Origin of the sequence: Streptomyces sp. NBC_00316 (genome assembly GCF_036158715.1) — a bacterium.
Classification (GTDB): domain Bacteria; phylum Actinomycetota; class Actinomycetes; order Streptomycetales; family Streptomycetaceae; genus Streptomyces.
Window position 1 is genome coordinate 8,141,599 of record NZ_CP108023.1, and the last position, 17,172, is coordinate 8,158,770.

The window sequence follows — 17,172 nt, forward strand, 5'->3', positions numbered from 1 at the left end:
GCCCTCGGGGGTGTGGGCTGTGTCTACGATGCCGGTATGGAGATCACCAGACTGTCTGCCGAAGGCCGGTCTCGGCGTACGGCCGAGATACGGGAGTTCCTGCGATCGCGACGGGCCCGGGTGTCACCGGCCGATGTCGGGATGGCCGTTGGTGTCGCCCGCTCGCGCCGTACGCCCGGGCTGCGCCGCGAGGAGGTCGCGGTGCTCGCCGGGGTCGGGGTCTCTTGGTACACCTGGCTGGAGCAGGGACGTGAGATCAATGTGTCCGCGGATGTGCTGGACGCGATCGCGCGGGTGCTGCGTCTGGACGCCGCCGAGCGTGAACATCTGTATTTGCTGGCCGGGTTGAACCCGCCGCAGGCATCCCCGGCAGCCGGCCGCGTCGTCCCGGACGGGCCGCGTCAGGTGATCGACTCCTGGCTGCCGCATCCCGCCTATCTCATCGACCGGCACTGGAACCTGGTGGCCGTCAACCGCGCCGCCGAAGTGGTCTTCGGCTACCGCGAGCACGACTACAACTGCCTGGTCACCTTCTTCACAGGCGCTCGATACCGGTCGTCGCTGTGCCACTGGCGGGACGCCGCGCAGGCCATCGTCGGCCAGTTCAGGGCGGACGCCGCGCGCTACCCGGACGACGCGGAGTTCGGCCGGATCGCCGCCGACATGTGCGCGGTCAGCCCGGAGTTCGCCGAGATCTGGAAGGAGCACTCCGTCCGCAACGCCACCAGCGGAACGAAGACGGTCGCCCACCCCGAAGCCGGTGAACTCTCCTTTACCTACACCACGTTGACCCTCCCCGAGATGCCCGGGCATCGTCTGATGCTGCACACCCCGGCAGCCGGTACGGACACGCAGGAGCGGCTGGCCGCTCTGCTGGGGAGCGCGGTCGCGTAGACCGCGCCGCGAAGGTGGTGGCGACAGACCCAGGTTCGGCCCGCACTGCTGAAGCCTGGCCCGGCCGCGCAGGATCATGGGCATGGAGCGATTCACCAACCACACAGTCCTGATCACCGGCGGCACCTCGGGCATGGGTCTTGCCACCGCCCGCCGCCTGCTCGACGAGGGCGCCTACGTCGTCATCACCGGACGCGACGAGGCCCGGCTCAGCAAGGCGGCCGACGAACTCGACGCCGCCGGGCGCCTGCTGACGGTCCGGGCGGACGCCGCGAACCTGGCCGACCTGGATGCTCTGATGCGCCGCATCGAGACCTGGCGGGGCAGTCTGGACGCCGTCTTCGCCAACGCGGGCACCGGCGTATTCAAGCCCAGCGCCGAAATCACCGAAGCAGACTTCGACCACTCCACGGACGTCAACTTCAAGGGCGTCTTCTTCACGGTCCAAAAGGCGCTGCCGCTGCTGAAGGACGGCGGCGCGATCGTCCTCAACGCGTCCTGGACCCTCTACCGCGGCCTGCCCATCGCCTCCGTCTACTCGGCGACCAAGGCCGCCGTCCACAACCTGGCCCGCACCCTCGGCTCCGACCTGGCCCCGCGCGGCATCCGCGTCAACTCGGTGAGCCCCGGCTACATCGACACCGAGATGTACCGTGGCGCCAACACCGACCCCCAGGCCGACGCCCGCAACGCCGCGCAGGTGCCGCTCGGCGCCGTCGGCCACGCCTCCGAGGTCGCCGCTGCCGTCGCCTTCCTGGCTTCCGATGACGCCGCCTACATCACCGGTCAGGACCTTGTGATCGACGGGGGCCTGGTCGGCTCCCTCCCCAACCGCTGACCCGTACCAGCCCGGCATATACCGCGTACGGCTTCCGACGACTGCGAGTCCGCTGGGAAGAGTCTGGCGCGCAGGTCAACCGCGATGATGAACGCGTCCCTTGCGTCCGTCTTCACCTCACCGGGACAGAGGTCGGCGATCCGCCGCATCGTCAACCCCGGCAGATAGGCGACCGAGCAGCCCATGTCCCGCGCGACCGCCGGCGGCAGGGCCCCGATCGAGGCCGGCTGGTCGACGACCACGAGCACGGTCCCGTGCTTGGCCTGGAGTTTCGCGAACAGCTCGCGGAGCTTGGGTCCGGTGTTGGGCAGGCGTTTGTCGAAGGCCTTCTTTCCGGCCGGGGTGACGGTGGTGGCGTGGTGTTCGCCTTTGCCGACGTCCAGGCCGAGGTGGACGTCGATGTCGCCGGTGTCGATCACGTGTGGGCCCCTCCATCACGCGTTCGTCCGGCTTGCCAGGGCACCGGGCTGCCACATCCACGTTGCGGAGAGCTCTTCCGGCTCGGGTGAAGCCGGTGCTCAAGCCCCTCATCAGCGGTCTGCCGATGCCTCCGGGCCCGGCGACACCACCCCCGGATCATCAACAACAAGGGGGAAGTCATGCCGGACCCGAAGGCTGGAGGCCCCATTGCGGGGCCGCGAAATGGGCAACTCGGGGGCGCTCGGTTCCGTCCTCGCCGCCGCGCGGGCGCGAGGTCCGGCGCCTCAGTCGATCGGTGGCGCGCCGTCCAGTGGATTGCCGAGGCGGACGCCGTCCGGTGCCGGCCGCTGTTGCCAGGGACGGGGGCCGGACGGTGGCCGGTAGTCGACGCCGAGGGCGTCGAGGTGCGGGTAGTGGGCGCTCATCCTCGACGTGAAGGCCTCGAAGTCCCGCTCGTCCGGCGTCGGCAGAGTGGACCAGGCCACCTCGGCGAAGGCGACTAAGGGCTGTCCCGTAATCCCTGGTGGATCAGCGCGCAGCGTCGGATGCGGTGCATCGCAAGGCGGAGGGGCGTCCTCATACGGGGTGTATTCGGGCGTTCCGACAACGCGGCGAGGTGCCGTAGCTGTCGTCGTGCGCCCGCCAGGGATTACGGGACAGTCCTTAGCGAGGGCGGCCGGCGGCCACTGGCGCTATTGATCACACCTGGCCAGTGGGGGACGGCCCGCAGATGATCCCCGTTCTGGAACGGTTGCGTGTCCCCCGGCCAGCTGGTGGACGCCCGCGCACCCGTCCTGACCACCTGAGTGCCGACAAGGCGTATTTGTCTCGCCGTAACCGTCGTTATCTGCGGCGGCGCCAGATTCGGCATGTCATTCCCGAGCGTCGGGACCAGAGAGCCCACCGCCGCAACCGTGGCAGCTCAGGCGGCAGGCCCGCAAACTTCGACGGAGAGCTTTACTCGCAGGAATGAAGTCGAGCGGAGCGTCAATGCACTCAAGGGATTCCGGTCCGTAGCGACCAGGTACGACAAGAGAGCCTATGTATTTCAGGGGTCTGCCACTGCCGTAACGGTGCGTCTGTGGTTGAAAGCGTAAGTCGCCAGAAACTTCTGAGTCCGCCGGTGGACCTCTCCTCGCTCCTGATCGGAACGCAGCCCGGACACGGGTTCGGCGACGGCTCAGAGGTCTGCCAACAACGCGGTGAGTTCGATAGACAACCCGAGGGTCCCCCAGAGGAGGATGTCACCAACTGGCCGGACCGGACGTCCTGCTTCTTCACGCAGCACAGTCATGTGGACGGCAAGGGAAGCCGGCGCCGAAGCGGCCCAAAGCACTCCCGCAAACAGCAACCCGTCCCAGGCGAGTTGTCGCCACTCATGGATCCCGCTCTGCGATATTCGGGCCATCGTGGGCAGGCCGACTGCGGGCAGAAGCCCCACGGCTGTGCTGACCGCCACCCACCACCACCTTCTCCCGTGCCCTGCGAGTCGCCCGAACCAATGCCCCAGGGCCACAGTCGGCAGGATGTATGCGGCGGTCAGCAGCGCGCTCGCAGCCAACAGCACTGGCAGCCCGACCACCAGCGTGAGGGGGAGCAGAGCGACGCCCGCCGGGAGACTGTCAAGCCTTCCGGTCCACGCCAGTGCCAACGCGGCAATGACCACACAAAGCACAGCCATCGAAACGGACGACGGCGCTGCCCCCATGTGGTCGGCTTCACGCCTGCCCAACAGTCGCGCCATCTCGGCCCCCGATCCTGCCCGGCTCTGCCCGCGCAAGTCGCGCCACAAGCATCCGCGGGCATTTAGCCGCCACCCTAGGCCCATTACTGAACACGTTCAATGACGGATCGGACACGTGTGCCCGGCATCCGGTGGAGAACCCACCGATCAGCTCCGACCCATCGGACACGCCCTAGACGCATAGCGGGGGCAGGCTAAGCCGACCGGATTCGAACCGGCGTCCTCGCGATTTTGGAGACCGCGCGCGACCACCCCTGCGCTACGGCTTCGCCCGCTGCGATCCTAGCCCCGTCACGCTTCAGGACGGACCGGTGCGTCGGCCTTCTGATCCGTAGCTCTGTGCGGAGCGGCCGTAGATGGCCAGACCGGCCATTTCCGGACCATACAAAGACCCTACTGGGCGTCAGGGGTTGCTGGGGCTGCGGTACTACGCTGCTGTACCGCAGGATCTCGGCGGGGGTGACCATGGAACGGCATCTGTTGATGCAACTGCTGGCCGGTGACACCGACGACGCATCCGCGGCTGCCCTTGCTGCCCTCCGCAGCGGCGCTGCCCACTGTGTGTCGGATTTGACCGTTCCCGCAGAGAAACCTGCCGTGGGCTATGCGAACCGACGTCGAAACTGGCGGCGGAAGGGCATTGAGACTCAGGGCCTGGACCGCGCGGTGCAGCTCCTTGGCCGACGTGACCAACCGGTGCGCTACGGTCAGATCATGCCTGTCGACCGCACATGGGTCTTCATCCTCTTCCTCACCGAAGATGCCAGCGCATTGGTGGCCTGCTTTGGCCTGCGCCGGACGGGCGAATAGCCACCGCTTTAGAAGCGTGGTGGGGCGAGTTGGGGTCTGACCTGTGGGATGCCGACTTCGGCGGCTACTGGCTTCGGTCCACCGGCAGCAGCCGCAATTCCCCGTGAGTCCCCGCCCGATCTGGCGCGGTTGTGGCACGGCACGTTCTGATCTGGCTCCGCTCGTGACGAGGCGGCCGGTGTTCAGGCGGGACGCCACCGAGCCAGGTAGTCCGGACCTTCTGGGAGGTAGCGACCGGCCGGGCCGCTCGTAGGACCGCCACTCGGGCACGAGGTGTCGGGCATCCGCCGGCGCCTTGCGCCGAGGATCGAGCAGCACCTGCAACTCGTCGTAGCGCGCATCGACACCCCCGCCGCCTGGATGCGTGTCAGCGGCAACCTCGCCTGCCTCGTACCGGGCATTCCATGAGCAGAAGATGTTCCACTGCTCTCGTTCCATGTCCAGGGTCAGGCGGTCGGCGGGCCAGACGAGGGACTCCTCAGTGTCGACTTCAGGGTTCGCATAGCCGTCGACTGACTCGAAGTAGTGCGGCAGCCCTCCAATGGAGGCCAGGCCCGAACGAGGGCCGTCGTACAAGTCGTTCTCCACGTAGACCTGCTCGAACCCCGTCTCCAGCAGGCGCGCCCATTGACCCCGTTCACTCATCCACCCATGATCCATCGGACATGCCTTGCGAGAACGCTTCGCGACGTCCCTAGTTTGGAAGACCCCGTATGCGGATGATGGCTGACCTGGCAAGGCACTGACCTGGGCCGGAGCGCGATCGGCGCCGCTGTTCCCCGTGAGTCCCCGCTGCGTCCCGCCGGAACGGGCACCCAACGGGCACATGGACCGTCAGTTATCCGATGCCCACCAGATGGGAGCGAGCTCTTTCTTGAAGTGCTCCTCAACGTGCAGGTGACTCCCATACGATCTTGGCATGGGCATTCTGATACCTGGGCTCGCGCCGACAGTCGTGTGCGTGGTGACCTTCGCGGTGGTCTTCGTCTCTATGGCCAAGGTTCTTTTGCCGCGCGTCAACAAGGTCCTCGATGAGCGGAAGGACGCTATCGAGGGCCAGGTGGAACGTGCTGAACAGTTGACGATGGAGGCGGGTGAAGTCCTCGCCGGGTATCGCGAGGAGCTGGCTGAGGCCCGACACGAGTCGGCTCACCTGCGTCAGGAGGCGTTGGAGCAGGGCACGCGACTGATCGCCGAGATTCGCACTGAGGGCCTGCGGGAACGCGAGGTGATGATTACGGAAGCTCAGGCGCGGTTCGAGGCCGACCGCGTCATAGCGGAGACAGAGCTACGGGGAGACGTCGTGTCGTTGGCCATCGAGTTGGCCGGTCGGGTGCTCGGCGAGCCGATTGACAGTGCCGTCACCAGTGAGATCGTGGACCGCTTCTTCTCAGACCTTGATGCTCGGAGCTGAGCTTCCTCCGCTTTGACGGACACCATTGGTGTGGTGGTCAGGCTGCGAGTGCGGTCTCGTACTCGGCGGGGCTGAGGTAGCCGAGGCTGCTGTGCAATCGGTGCAAGTTGTACCAGCCCTCGATGAAATCGAAGATCGCGGTGCGGGCGGCGGCCCGGCTGGGCCAGGCGGAGGTGCCGAGCAGTTCGCGTTTGATGGTCGAGAAGAACGACTCGGCGAGCGCGTTGTCCCAGCACTGACCGGTGCGGCCGACCGACAGTCGAATCCCGAACTCGCTTGCCAGCGAGGCGAATTGCTGACTGGTGTACTGGCAGCCGCGATCCGAATGGAAGATCACGGGATGGGTGGGGCGACGCTGCCGGCAGGCGTCTGTCAGCGCGTCGGCCACCAGCTCGGTTCGCAGGTGATCGGCGGTTGCCCAGCCGACCACGCGCCGGGAGGCGATGTCGATGACCGTGGCCAGATAGAGCCAGCCCTCCTCGGTCGGGACATACGTGATGTCGCCGCACCAGCGGGCATCGAGCCCGGTGCGGTCGGGCTGGAAGTCCCGGACGATGAGGTCGGGACGGAAGGCAGCCCTGGGATCAGGGATCGTGGTCAAATGCCGTCGTCTGCGGTGCCGGCCCTGCAGTCCTGCGGCCTGCATCAGTCGTGCGACACGACGGCGACCGCACCGGGCACCCTCGCGCATGAGCACGGCGTGCACGCGCGGGGCCCCATAGGTTCCGCGCGATTTCGCATGGACCTCGACAATCTGCTTGGTCAGCTCGGCATCCCGCACTGCACGGGGGCCAGGCAGGCCGGAGCGACGGGCATAGAAGGCGGTCCGGGAGACCTTCATCAGCTCACACGCCCGTTTGACGCTGTGACCTGCCTGCTTCTCCGCCTCGATGAACGGGTGCACCGTCACCGGGTCTCCTTCGCGAAGAAAGCTGTGGCCCGCTTGAGTACGTCGACATCCTCGCGCAGCCGGCGGTTCTCCCGCCGCAACGCGGCCAGTTCCTCGCGCTCACTGCTGGTCAGCCCGTTGCGCTCGCCCGCATCGACCTCGGCCTGCTTGACCCAGTCCCGCACCGCGGTCTCGGTCAGCTCGAAGTCCTTGGCGACCTGCCCGACCGAGCGGTCACCCCGTCGGCACAGCCCGACGATCTCGGCCTTGAACTCCGGCGTAAACGAACGACGAGGGCGGCGAGGCTTCTTCTTCCCCATGCTCTCCATGATGGACATCCTCCCGGGGCTGAACCCCTGATCTCGAATGTCCGTCAAAGCGGATCAAGCCCAGAGCGCGGCAGACTTGCAGTAGCCCCTGGTTCTTTTTCTCACCTCAACCCACCACTCTCCCCAGCTCCCATCCCGTCTGCCGTCGACCCACCCACCGTGGAGCGGGCGTGGTCCCTGGCGTCCAGGTGGAGCGCGCCACTGTGCGTACGACCTGGACGCCAGGGACCGCGTCTGCTCGGCTCTGCCTGGGTCGATGGCAGACGGGATGGGAGCTCCCTGCGTACGCCACTCTCCGGCCGGCACTCGCGAACGGCGCCCCGTCCATCCCGGAGTCTGAGCGCCCCCGCCGGAGGCATGTCTTGTGCCTTCCGTGTCCCTCGTTGGCTTTATTCACGAGTAACGACAGCTCTTGGCGCGTCGGCCCGGAGTGCGTCGCCACCGAGCTACCAGGTGGTATCCGGCGTCCTTCAGGAGGGTGAGTGCCGTGCAGCCATCATTTGCGAAGGCGGCCGACGCGCTGCCCGACGTACTGCAGGACCCCACCGCAGATCAGCATGAGCATGCTGCAGGCGAAGAGGGCGTCGGAGGTGGTGAGGTCGTACACCGTGCCGGCGTACTGGGTCAGCGCCATCCCCGCGCCGAACGCCAGGGCTCCGGAGCCCCACAGCCGGGGCCGCAGAATGTACCCCCGTTGCCACGGCAAGGCCCGGCCGGTAGTGAGGACCAGGACACCCGCCGCAGCGTAGAGCACCACGGCGACCCCCACGGCGACCAGCGAAATGACGTGCAGCATCGAACCCCCCTCGTCCATCCTCCCGATCATGGCCACGCCTGCTATGGACGGCTAGACCCAATACCAGTAACTTAGGTGCAATCTGGTCGTTGCTGGTGGTATGCCGAGAGCGGGTCAGCTGAAGTCATCTGGTGAGCGTCTGTCGGACCGGGTCGCGGTCGGGGTGCTGACGCAGGCGTTTCCTGCGCGGCTCGTGGACGAGGTGTTGGCGGAGACGGGCCGGGTGCAGCAGCGAAACCGGCTGTTGCCGGCCCGGCTGGTGGTCTACTTCGTGCTGGCGATGTGCCTTTTCTCGGGGCAGAGCTACGAGGAGGTCGCCCGGCTGCTGACCATGGGTTTGCAGGGTGAGCGGCGCTGGCGTGCGTCGTGGGCGGTGCCGAGTACGGCGGCGATCTGGAAAGCCAGGTCACGGTTGGGGGTGGCGCCGCTGCGGCAGTTGTTCGCGCGGGTGTGCCGTCCGGTTGCCACACCGGGTACTCAGGGTGCCTTCTACCGAGACTGGCGGCTGACCGCGATCGACGGCACCACGTTCGATCTGCCCGACACGAAGGCGAACGTGGAGGCGTTCGGCCGTCCACCGCGTTCCGGGCGGGGCGAGCAGAACGTCGGCTACCCGCAGATCCGCATGGTCGGCCTGGTGGAGTGCGGCACCCACGCCGTTTGCGACGCCGCGATCGGCCCTCTGCGGACCGGAGAGCAGGCCCTGGCCCGGGCGGTCCTGCCGTCCCTGCGGCCGGGGATACTGCTGCTGGCTGACCGTGGCTTCTACAGCGTGGACCTGTGGTGCAAAGCCGCTGCGACCGGAGCCGACCTGCTGTGGAGAGTCCGCAAGGACCTCGTGCTGCCCGTGGTCGAGCAGTTCCCGGACGGTTCTTATCTCACGGAGATTTTCGACCGCAGCGACATCCATCACGTCCGTCGCGGGGTCCCGGCACGCGCGGTGGAGTACGCCATCGCCGGCCACGAGGGCGTCTACCGGCTCCTCACCACGGTCCTCGACCCGGACGAGGCCCCAGCCGCGGAACTGGCCGGACTCTACGCCCAGCGATGGGAGTTCGAGTCCACTCTCGACGAGATCAAGACCCACCTCGGCGGTTCCCACCTGGTGCTGCGTTCGCAGCACCCCGACGGAGCCGAGCAGGAACTCTATGGCTTCCTGCTCGTCCACCACGCCATCAGGCGTCTGATGCACCAGGCCGCTCGACAAGCCGACCACGATCCCGACCGGATCTCCTTCACTCGCTCACTGCGCGTCGTGCGCCGCCAGGTCACCGACCAGGCGGCGTTTTCCCCCGGCAGACTCGCCCGTGCGGTCAAAGCAACCCACGCTGAACTCCTCGAACGACTCCTGCCACCACGACGCCGCCGAGCCAACCCCCGTGTCATCAAACGCAAAATGGCCAACTGGCCCCTCAAACGCGCAGCCCACCATGGTGCAGAACACCCGCCCGCCCCGGCCATCACCATTGTCAATGCCACCAAACCCAAACGGGTCAAGCGGATAAAAACGCCCTAAGCCTTGATCCACCGACGTGGTTTGGGGAGTGATCTTGTGACCGGTTTCGAGCCGGTTTCAGGTCGGCGCTCGGGTATGGGCAGGTTGTAGTCGCTGGTCTGCCCAGCTTTTCCACGGGTTCGGTTCCGGTTGGGCCCTGGCGGCGGGCGGGTCGGGTAGGGGCTGTTCGCGTCAGCCGGGTGGGCCGTGAACGGTGTGGAAGAGGTGTGTCCAGGCGTGCTGCCAGGGCCAGTTGTGTGGCAGGTGCAGGGTGATGCGGCGGGCGGAGCGGGCGATCCGGGCCGGAACGTGGACCAGGTGGGTGCGGATCGTGGCGGTGGTGGCTTTGGCGTGGAAGGCGGAGGTCAGGGAGCCAGTGGCCCGCAGCAGGTTGTAGGTCATCGCCCACAGGGTGAGCCAGGCGGCGTTGGCGTGGAAGTGCCCGGAAGGCAGGTGGGCCAGGGCGCCGGCTTTGGTGTCCGCGATGACCTGCTCGATCACGGCGTGGTGGCGGTGTTCCCGCTCGGCCTGCAGGGTTGCGGCGGGCTGGTCGGTGAAGAAGGGGTGGTAGCGCCAGACGGGGAACAACTCGCCCTGTTCACCCACGACGGCGGGTTTGGCGAGGTCACGGACCCGGCGCACGATCAGCCGGGCGGTGATCTGCTCGCTCTTTTTGCGGCTCGCGAAGGCGGTGTATTGGGGTATCTCGGCGACTTCGGCGTCCGAGATGAGTTCACCGGTGGCGGGGTCGGGCACCGCGGTCGGGTAACTGATGTGCTGCCATTCCTCGTCGGGGATGCTGTGGACGGCTCGTTTGATGGAGGGGTTCATGCTGGTGGTGAGCGAGAAGTGGGCTCCGGCCCGGTGGCAGGCGGCGATCACACCGGCGTTGTAGAACTGCGAGTCGGCCCGCAGGATTCGGGTCCCGGTGCAGCCGGCCTCGCGGGCGGTGGCCAGGGCCTCGCTCACGAATTTCGGGGCGCCGCGGGAGTCTGCTGCTTTGCCGCGTCGCATCCGCACGCCGGCGATCACCGGCCTCGATTGCGGGGTGCAGACCGTGGCGAGCAGCGGGTGCAGGGTGCGGATGCCCTTGAACCGGCCGTACTCGGCGCCCTGTTTCGCCCGCCCGTAGACGCGTTTGTGGGTGGAGTCGACATCGATGAACGCCATCTCGTCCGAGCCCGGCAACAAGGGGGTGTGCGCGGCCAGTGCGGCCAGGAACCGGCGGTGGACAGCGTGGAGTTGGAGGGCGTGACCGTGGGTGAACGAGCGAAGGAAGGTGCCCAGCGTGGACGGGGCACGGGCACCTGCGAACACGGCCGGCATCGCGCCGTGCCGCAGGACGTGAAGGTCGTCGATGCTGTCCGCACCCGCGGCCATGCCGCCCACAATGCTGGTGACCTTGGCATCCGCCGCAGCCCCAGCCCCGTTCTTCGCGCCGGTCAGCTTCACCTTCTCGGCCACCAACCGCGACAGCCCGCACCGCTCGGCCAGCCGCAGCACCGGCAGCAGCCCGGCATACGCGATCAGGTTCGGGTCATCGAACGCAGCGGAGACCGCTGCCGGAGTATGGGAAACTTGCATCTACGAGGTGCCTTGCTGATTGTGCGTGCTGGAAGCGTCAGAACTCCCATCATCGCAGGTCAGCAGGCACCTCTTCTTGATTGCTCATCCACAGCAAGCGAGCCACTCGGTGGATCGAGGCTAAGTTACCGGTATTGCGGCTAGACCCGCCGTTGTGATTTCGGCGACAGCGGCACCATCGGGATGCTCCAGCTGGCGAATGCCGCATCCGCCGCTGCTGTCGGAACTCGTGAGCGTAGCCACCTCGTCCAGGTTGTCTCGCTCTAGTGTCCTGAGTCAATAATTCGTCTATGGTTTGGGGATGACTCGTCCGGGACCGAAGCTTGTGCCGTTGGATCTAACTGCTGCGGAACGCGGGGAGTTGGAGCGGTGGGTGCGGCGGCGCAAGGGTGCCCAGGACATGGCTCTTCGAGCCCGCTTGATCCTGGCGTGTGAAGCGGTGGGTGAGGACGGGTTTCCGGTCTCGACGAAGGCAGTCGCGGGCGAGATCGGTGTGACGCGGGAGACGGCGTCGAAGTGGCGGAAGCGTTTCCTGGTCGACAGGCTCGCTGGTCTGCAGGACGAGCCGCGTCCTGGCCGGCCTCGCACGGTTTTGGACGAGCAGGTCGCGGATCTGATCGCACGGACTCTGGAGTCGAAGCCGGAGAACGCCACGCATTGGTCGACGCGCTCGATGGCGAAGAAGACGGGTCTGTCCCAGTCGACGGTTTCACGTGTGTGGCGGGCTTTCGGGCTGCAGCCGCACCGCTTCGAGTCGTTCAAGCTGTCGACGGATCCGTTCTTCGTCGACAAGGTCCACGACGTCGTCGGCCTGTATCTCGACCCGCCTGAACGGGCGTTGGTGCTGTGTGTGGACGAGAAGTCGCAGATCCAGGCCCTGGACCGGTCTCAGCCAGTCCTGCCGATGATGCCGGGGGTGCCGGAGCGGGCCACCCACGATTACGTCCGCGCCGGCACCACCACCCTCTTCGCCGCGTTCGACGCCGCATCCGGCAAAGTCATCGGCTCCCTCCACCGCCGCCACCGCGCGACGGAGTTCAAGAAGTTCCTCACCAAGCTCGACAAAGAGATCCCCGACGACCTCGAGGTCCATCTCGTCTGCGACAACTACGCGACCCACAAGACCGCCGACATCAAGAAATGGCTCCTGGCCCATCCCAGATTCCACATGCACTTCACGCCCACGAGCTCTTCCTGGCTGAACCTCGTAGAGCGATGGTTCGCAGAGCTGACGGCCAAACAGATACGCCGCGGCGTCCACAAATCCGTCCAGGCCCTGGAGAAGGACATCCGCAACTGGATCACCACCTGGAACGAAGACCCCAAGCCATTCATCTGGACCAAGACAGCCGACCAGATCCTCGAATCACTCGCCACGTACTGCAAACGAATTACTGACTCAGGACACTAGCGTTCGTCGGGCTCGCGTGCCCAGGCATAGGGCATTCGGTCAGTCTTGTCTGTCGCCAGAAAGTTGGGCCGACCGGCCGCTCGGGCGCGTCGGCATGAGAAGAGCGATCAGGGCGCGCGATCATCGCGTCTCGTTCACGCGCTACGCCGCTCGGCGTACCGGACTCGGGGTGCCCCGTTCGGGGGCTGAGACAACACCCGTCGAACCTGCACCAGTTCGTACTGGCGATGACCGGGGTGTTCCCCCCGGACCGTGGGGATCGCTCTCTCGGGCTCGTCGTCTCCGTGCTCGCCGGCGCGGAACACGGAAAGATCGATGCGGTAACGCCTTTGGCAGTGCCCGATTTCCGAGCGGTGGGCGTGCAACGTCGCACAGTCGGATGGTGGATTGTCGGGCTGGGAGCGACGGTTCTCTGACGACCGACTGCGGGGCTGCTGCAGGCGGGATGTCCCAACCGGGTGCACCCGACCGTGGTCCCTCCGCACTCCCGCCGGCCGCGGCCAGGTCCCGCCGCCGCTCGTCGAGCACCTCGCCCGGAGCAGCGCCGCCTGCCCCGACAACCTCGTGGGCATCCGCGACCGCGCCCTGGTCTCATGCACTTCGTGGTCGCCGGCCGCGAGCACGAGCTCGCCGCCACCAGGGTGCGTGACTACGCCGAAACCCCGGTGACGTTCCGGCTCAGCCGGTGCCGTGGACGACGGTGCTGTTCCGCACCATCGTCATCTTGTGGGGGACAGGGCTCCCCCCGCGACGGAAGCCCGGATGCAGGTGTCGCATGGCCACGATCAGACACATTGCGGGCAGGCGACAAGCCTGCCCGAGTTGCCAACCAGCGTACGACCCCCCTGATGATGCTCGACCCCAGCCCAGACAGGCCACCGGCCAAACCCGCTACACCTACCTCATGAGCTTGCCTCACAGCAGCAGCCGACCAGCCCCGGGCATTCGCCGCGCGGAGGAGCCCCGGCGGGAGGCCGCATCGGAGGCTGCCCGTGCTGGAGGGCCCGGCCGGACGCGGGTGAACAACCGTAAGGTTCGACACCCGTGGCTTCAGGCAGCGGCCCTCACGTCCGCGGCGGCCGGGTGCGCAACCGGTCGATCTCGGCGAGCACGCGGTCCACATGCGGACGCACCTGCGCCTGCAACGCGTCGCTCCAGCTCTCCTCGGAGTACCGGTAGTTGAGATAGAGCTGCCTGGCGTGTTCGAGGGCGGGTCGGTGCTCGGGCGGGAGCTGGCCGAGGGCCCAGTCGGCGGCGGCGTCCTTCGACCTGATCTGGCCGGTGGCGAGGGTGGTCCAGATGCGGGCGAAGGTCAGCAGGACGTTGCGGGTGTCGCCGTCCAGGTCGTCGAGCAGGCCGGGGATGCCCGCCACGTTCGCCCGGATCAGGTCGGCGCGCGGGACGGGGTCGAGGACCTGCGCCGGGGGCGGGCCGGCGAGGGGGCGGTCGCCGGCCAGTGCCATGGTGATCAGCAGGGCCAGATCGGGCATCGGCTCCGGCCGGGGGACCTCCCCGGCCTCGTACTCGGCGCGCAGCCACTCGCCGTACAGGAAGTCGCCAGTCGGCGGGTACCGCCACGGCCGGACCTCGGACTGGACGACCACGGTGAGCTCGACCGGGCGGACCTTGTTCCGGGAGCCGGAGATCCCGAGCAGTCCACCGAGGAGTGCCCGTCGCTCCTGCTCGTCCATCCGCCACCGGGAGACGACCAGCACGTCCACGTCGCTGGCGGGCCTGAGGCCGCCGAGCACGGAGGACCCGTGGAGGTAGATGCCGATGACCTCTGAGCCCAGCACTCCGCCGACCAGCCCCACGATCTCCTGAATCTGATCCACTGCGTCAGTGTCGCCCGTCGCCCGGGCCGACTGCACACCATTAACTGAGGTCGGTGCTTCAGGGTGACGTTGGTGGGTCGAGGGAGAGTCCGGTCCCGGCGAGGAAGCCGTCGAGGACATCTCGCCGGTATTGCAGGCGTTTGAACTGGTGGCGTACCAAGCTCTCGAGTCGGACGAGGATCAGGAAGAGGTCAGCCCCGAGAGCGAATAGGGGCTGCCGCCTCGTGCGTCTCCCACAGCCGAGCCCGTGCCCGATCCGTGCCCGATTGGGCGGTGAACCACAGTCAATCAGGGGCTTTGACGAGTGCTCGGACGATCACGCACACCCGCTATTTCCCCAGTGCAGAACCGTTTAGCGGGGGCCAGGCCCCGTGATCCCTAGCTCAGAGCGCGAGTTCGCTTCTCGTCACCCACTCCATGCAAAAGCCCAAGGCCGTGAAATTACGGGCTGATCGGATCTGTCAACAGGATGTCGATGCTGATGGTGGCCTTGTAGGTGCGGCGGTCGACGCGCAGGCTCTTGTACGCGTAGCGGGACAGTGGGCGCTTGACCGCTCGGGGCTGACGCGCAGGCGGCGCGGGGGCATCAGGTGGTTCAAGACCGCGCGGCCGATGCTGCCGACGAGGTCGATGGTGGTGTCGGCGATCACGCCCGCGGCCTGGATGACCTGGTCGCGGGCGGTTTGCAGGGCGATGCTGAAGCTGGCGCGGTCGGGGTCGGCGCCGGGGGACCGTGTCCGTGGCGTCGGCGATCGCGATCCTGATCAGCTGGTAGGCGGTCAGCAGGGCGTAGACCTCCTGGGCGATGCCCGCCATGGTCCGGGCGCGCAGCACGCGTCGGCCGAGCATGGATTTCTTGATCGCAAAATAGGTCGATTCCACTTCCCAGCGCTGGTGATACAGCTTGACCAGCTCGAACGCGGGATAGCGGCGGTGGTCGAGCAGGGTGGTGGCCAGGCGGTAGACGCCGGTGTGCCGTCCCGCGGTGGTGGCGATGGTGATCTCGCATTCGATGATGCGGACCTCCAGCTGCCCGATCCGGGACAGGAACGAGCCGTCGTCGAAGCGGTGCAGGACCGGTGGTTTGCGGGCTGCGGACAGGCGGGCGAGGAACGCGGCCCCGGTGCCGGCGACCGTCTCCAGAAAGGCGTTGGAGGACAAGCCGCGGTCGAGCAGGACGACCATCCCCGCGCGCAGAGAGCGGGCCAGTCGCTTGCCGTGGGTAGTCTCGCCGCGCGAGCGCGGCCCGAACACGGCGTCGATGACGGCTCGGGTGCCGCAGGCGACCAGGGCGACCAGGCAGATCTGCGGGTAGCCGGAGGTGGCGTACTGGTTGGAGCCCTTGCCCAGCCGGGCCCGGGTGGCCGGGTCGTCGGGGACGTCGAGGTAGGTGCCGTCGATGGCGACCACCAGCAGGCCCGCCCAGCGGGCTCCGGCGGTACGGATCGCGGACGCCGGCCCGCGCAGCATGTCGAACAGGGATCGCACAGGGCGTACTCCGAGGCGGGCACGGGCGTTCCACAGCGCGGTGCCGGTGACCTTCGGTATCGGCAGGGAGCCCAGTGCGCAGGTGAGTCGGTCCCACACCGCGAGGTAGCCGCACTCCTCGAACAGCGCGGCGGCCAGCAGCAGGTAGACCACGACCCGGGCCGGCAGTTTGCGCAGCCGCTGCTGAATGGCTCCGCACTCGGCGAGCACCTCATCGACCATCTCGAAGGGCACGATCCGGGTCAACTCGCCCAGATGGCCCGGCGCGAACACGCCTTTGGCTACCGCGATCTCGCGGCTGATGACACACTGCCCGGACAGCGGAACTCCCCTGGTGAACGACTCGTCTTGGAGGACAACGTCGTTCTATCGGAGTTCCGCTTCCTTCATCTCGGCGATCACGAGATCCGTAATTCCCCAGGTGCCCGCGGTGGATGGTGTCCGTCGCGCACGGTTGTCAGTGGCTCCTGTCAGCATGCGCAGATGACCTCAACTGACACCCGCCTGCTCACCGCCCCTGACGATCAGCCGCGTGCCCACCTTCTGGAGCTGGTCGGTGCCATCGAACCGTGGGACGACCTGGAGTGCACCCATCTGGAGACCGCCACGCAGTGGATCGCCAGCGGAGCCCCGGTCTACCGGGTGCGCAAGCCGGATGTTCCGGCGATGCACCTGGTGAGCTACTTCGTTGTCCTCGACAACACGCGCGAGCAGCTGCTGCTCGTCGCCCACCGCAAGGCGGGCCTGTGGCTGCCGGCCGGAGGGCACATCGAGCCGGGTGAGGACCCGTGGGCCGCGGTGGTCCGCGAATGCCGTGAGGAGCTGGGCATCGAGGCCGTGGCATCGCCGATCACCGGCGAGCATCCTCTCTTCCTCACCGTCACCCGAACCCGGGGGCAGCGCGCGCACACCGACGTCTCGCTCTGGTACCTCCTCAATGCCGACGCCCGTACCATCACCTCCTACGACCAAGGGGAGTTCAGCGCAATCCGGTGGCTGACCGGCGAGCAGGTGCTCGAGGAGCCGGCCGAGCTGCTCGACCCCCACATGCACCGCTTCACCCGCAAGCTTCAGCACGCCCGGACCACGATGCATCGCCGGTAGCCTCCTCCGGCTGTCCGCGGTGCCGCACGACCCCACCACGCCGGGGACCGACACCAACACCGCTCACGTCCGCCGTCCCCATGGGGAGTCTTGACCGCGAGGGTGGGGAATCCCCACCGCC

13 protein-coding genes, 1 tRNA gene and 5 pseudogenes are annotated in these 17,172 nt (G+C 67.4%); 8 read left to right on the forward strand and 11 right to left on the reverse strand.

Features of this window, described 5'->3' with window-relative positions; translation table 11 throughout:
- Positions 1-36 precede the first annotated feature (36 nt).
- Together OG878_RS36285 and OG878_RS36290 are read left to right on the forward strand one after the other, a co-directional pair.
- Positions 37-894 (forward strand): helix-turn-helix transcriptional regulator, encoded by an 858-nt coding sequence (locus tag OG878_RS36285; protein ID WP_328890702.1) that lies wholly within the window; start codon positions 37-39, stop codon positions 892-894.
- A gap of 82 nt (positions 895-976) precedes the next feature.
- A complete protein-coding gene (locus OG878_RS36290; protein ID WP_328890703.1) occupies positions 977-1,732 on the forward strand; it encodes an SDR family NAD(P)-dependent oxidoreductase in 756 nt (251 codons plus the stop codon).
- Positions 1,733-1,812: 80 nt separating this feature from the next.
- On the opposite strand, the pseudogene OG878_RS36295 reads toward OG878_RS36290, so the two are convergent.
- Positions 1,813-2,148: pseudogene (locus tag OG878_RS36295) on the reverse strand (IS110 family transposase); the annotation flags it as partial.
- Positions 2,149-2,436: 288 nt separating this feature from the next.
- Positions 2,437-2,655 (reverse strand): annotated as a pseudogene (locus OG878_RS36300) (beta-N-acetylhexosaminidase); the annotation flags it as partial.
- Positions 2,656-2,820: 165 nt separating this feature from the next.
- Between OG878_RS36300 and OG878_RS36305 the strand changes: the two are divergent.
- A pseudogene (locus OG878_RS36305) lies at positions 2,821-3,249 on the forward strand (transposase); the annotation flags it as partial.
- An 83-nt stretch (positions 3,250-3,332) separates the two neighbouring features.
- Here the strand turns inward: OG878_RS36305 and OG878_RS36310 are convergent.
- Entirely contained in the window at positions 3,333-3,896 is a 564-nt protein-coding gene (locus OG878_RS36310) for a hypothetical protein (protein ID WP_328890704.1), read from the reverse strand.
- Between the two features lie 194 nt (positions 3,897-4,090).
- Positions 4,091-4,166: transfer RNA gene (locus OG878_RS36315), tRNA-Trp, on the reverse strand.
- A 195-nt stretch (positions 4,167-4,361) separates the two neighbouring features.
- Between OG878_RS36315 and OG878_RS36320 the strand changes: the two genes are divergently transcribed.
- Both OG878_RS36320 and atpF read left to right on the forward strand, forming a co-directional pair.
- Positions 4,362-4,706, forward strand: a complete 345-nt coding sequence (locus OG878_RS36320; protein WP_328891500.1) for a hypothetical protein — start codon at positions 4,362-4,364, stop codon at positions 4,704-4,706.
- Positions 4,707-5,625: 919 nt separating this feature from the next.
- Positions 5,626-6,120 carry a F0F1 ATP synthase subunit B gene (gene atpF, locus OG878_RS36325; protein ID WP_328890705.1) on the forward strand — a complete coding sequence of 165 codons (495 nt, stop codon included), beginning with the start codon at positions 5,626-5,628 and terminating at the stop codon, positions 6,118-6,120.
- Between the two features lie 37 nt (positions 6,121-6,157).
- Here the strand turns inward: atpF and OG878_RS36330 are convergent, their stop codons facing one another.
- The 3 genes from OG878_RS36330 to OG878_RS36340 all read right to left on the reverse strand — a co-directional run bounded on the left by OG878_RS36330 (position 6,158) and on the right by OG878_RS36340 (position 8,152).
- A complete protein-coding gene (locus tag OG878_RS36330; RefSeq protein ID WP_328884813.1) occupies positions 6,158-7,030 on the reverse strand; it encodes an IS3 family transposase in 873 nt (290 codons plus the stop codon).
- The gene (locus tag OG878_RS36335; RefSeq protein ID WP_390838786.1) at positions 7,027-7,338 is read right to left on the reverse strand and encodes a transposase; all 312 of its coding nucleotides are present in this window, start codon (positions 7,336-7,338) and stop codon (positions 7,027-7,029) included. Before OG878_RS36335 ends, OG878_RS36330 begins: the two co-directional genes overlap by 4 nt.
- A gap of 496 nt (positions 7,339-7,834) precedes the next feature.
- Complete coding sequence (locus OG878_RS36340; RefSeq protein ID WP_328890706.1) at positions 7,835-8,152, reverse strand: hypothetical protein; 318 nt, start codon at positions 8,150-8,152, stop codon at positions 7,835-7,837.
- An 82-nt stretch (positions 8,153-8,234) separates the two neighbouring features.
- Here OG878_RS36340 and OG878_RS36345 point away from each other — a divergent pair.
- Positions 8,235-9,428, forward strand: a pseudogene (locus OG878_RS36345) (IS4 family transposase); the annotation flags it as partial.
- Between the two features lie 393 nt (positions 9,429-9,821).
- On the opposite strand, the gene OG878_RS36350 reads toward OG878_RS36345, so the two are convergent.
- Positions 9,822-11,213, reverse strand: coding sequence for an IS1380 family transposase (locus tag OG878_RS36350; protein WP_328885304.1), 1,392 nt, complete (start codon positions 11,211-11,213; stop codon positions 9,822-9,824).
- A 301-nt stretch (positions 11,214-11,514) separates the two neighbouring features.
- Between OG878_RS36350 and OG878_RS36355 the strand changes: the two genes are divergently transcribed.
- Positions 11,515-12,624: an IS630 family transposase gene (locus OG878_RS36355; protein WP_328885022.1), complete on the forward strand. Its 1,110-nt coding sequence runs from the start codon at positions 11,515-11,517 to the stop codon at positions 12,622-12,624.
- Between the two features lie 1,064 nt (positions 12,625-13,688).
- Here the strand turns inward: OG878_RS36355 and OG878_RS36360 are convergent.
- The 3 genes and pseudogenes from OG878_RS36360 to OG878_RS36365 form a co-directional block, all read right to left on the reverse strand.
- Positions 13,689-14,459, reverse strand: coding sequence for an aminoglycoside adenylyltransferase family protein (locus tag OG878_RS36360; protein ID WP_328890707.1), 771 nt, complete (start codon positions 14,457-14,459; stop codon positions 13,689-13,691).
- A 58-nt stretch (positions 14,460-14,517) separates the two neighbouring features.
- Positions 14,518-14,637: pseudogene (locus tag OG878_RS42410) on the reverse strand (IS630 family transposase); the annotation flags it as partial.
- 263 nt (positions 14,638-14,900) lie between these two features.
- A complete protein-coding gene (locus OG878_RS36365; protein WP_328890708.1) occupies positions 14,901-16,220 on the reverse strand; it encodes an IS4 family transposase in 1,320 nt (439 codons plus the stop codon).
- Positions 16,221-16,430: 210 nt separating this feature from the next.
- Between OG878_RS36365 and OG878_RS36370 the strand changes: the two genes are divergently transcribed.
- Positions 16,431-17,051, forward strand: coding sequence for an NUDIX hydrolase (locus OG878_RS36370; RefSeq protein WP_328890709.1), 621 nt, complete (start codon positions 16,431-16,433; stop codon positions 17,049-17,051).
- Positions 17,052-17,172 lie beyond the last annotated feature (121 nt).

What these genes read in the sequence shown, in the direction of transcription:
- OG878_RS36285 (WP_328890702.1), top strand. Translation starts at nt 37, where the DNA reads ATGGAGATCACCAGACTGTCTGCCGAAGGCCGGTCTCGGCGTACGGCC.
- OG878_RS36290 (WP_328890703.1), top strand. Translation starts at nt 977, where the DNA reads ATGGAGCGATTCACCAACCACACAGTCCTGATCACCGGCGGCACCTCG.
- OG878_RS36310 (WP_328890704.1), bottom strand. Translation starts at nt 3,896, where the DNA reads ATGGCGCGACTGTTGGGCAGGCGTGAAGCCGACCACATGGGGGCAGCG.
- OG878_RS36320 (WP_328891500.1), top strand. Translation starts at nt 4,362, where the DNA reads ATGGAACGGCATCTGTTGATGCAACTGCTGGCCGGTGACACCGACGAC.
- atpF (WP_328890705.1), top strand. Translation starts at nt 5,626, where the DNA reads ATGGGCATTCTGATACCTGGGCTCGCGCCGACAGTCGTGTGCGTGGTG.
- OG878_RS36335 (WP_390838786.1), bottom strand. Translation starts at nt 7,338, where the DNA reads ATGGAGAGCATGGGGAAGAAGAAGCCTCGCCGCCCTCGTCGTTCGTTT.
- OG878_RS36340 (WP_328890706.1), bottom strand. Translation starts at nt 8,152, where the DNA reads ATGGACGAGGGGGGTTCGATGCTGCACGTCATTTCGCTGGTCGCCGTG.
- OG878_RS36350 (WP_328885304.1), bottom strand. Translation starts at nt 11,213, where the DNA reads ATGCAAGTTTCCCATACTCCGGCAGCGGTCTCCGCTGCGTTCGATGAC.
- OG878_RS36355 (WP_328885022.1), top strand. Translation starts at nt 11,515, where the DNA reads ATGACTCGTCCGGGACCGAAGCTTGTGCCGTTGGATCTAACTGCTGCG.
- OG878_RS36370 (WP_328890709.1), top strand. Translation starts at nt 16,431, where the DNA reads ATGACCTCAACTGACACCCGCCTGCTCACCGCCCCTGACGATCAGCCG.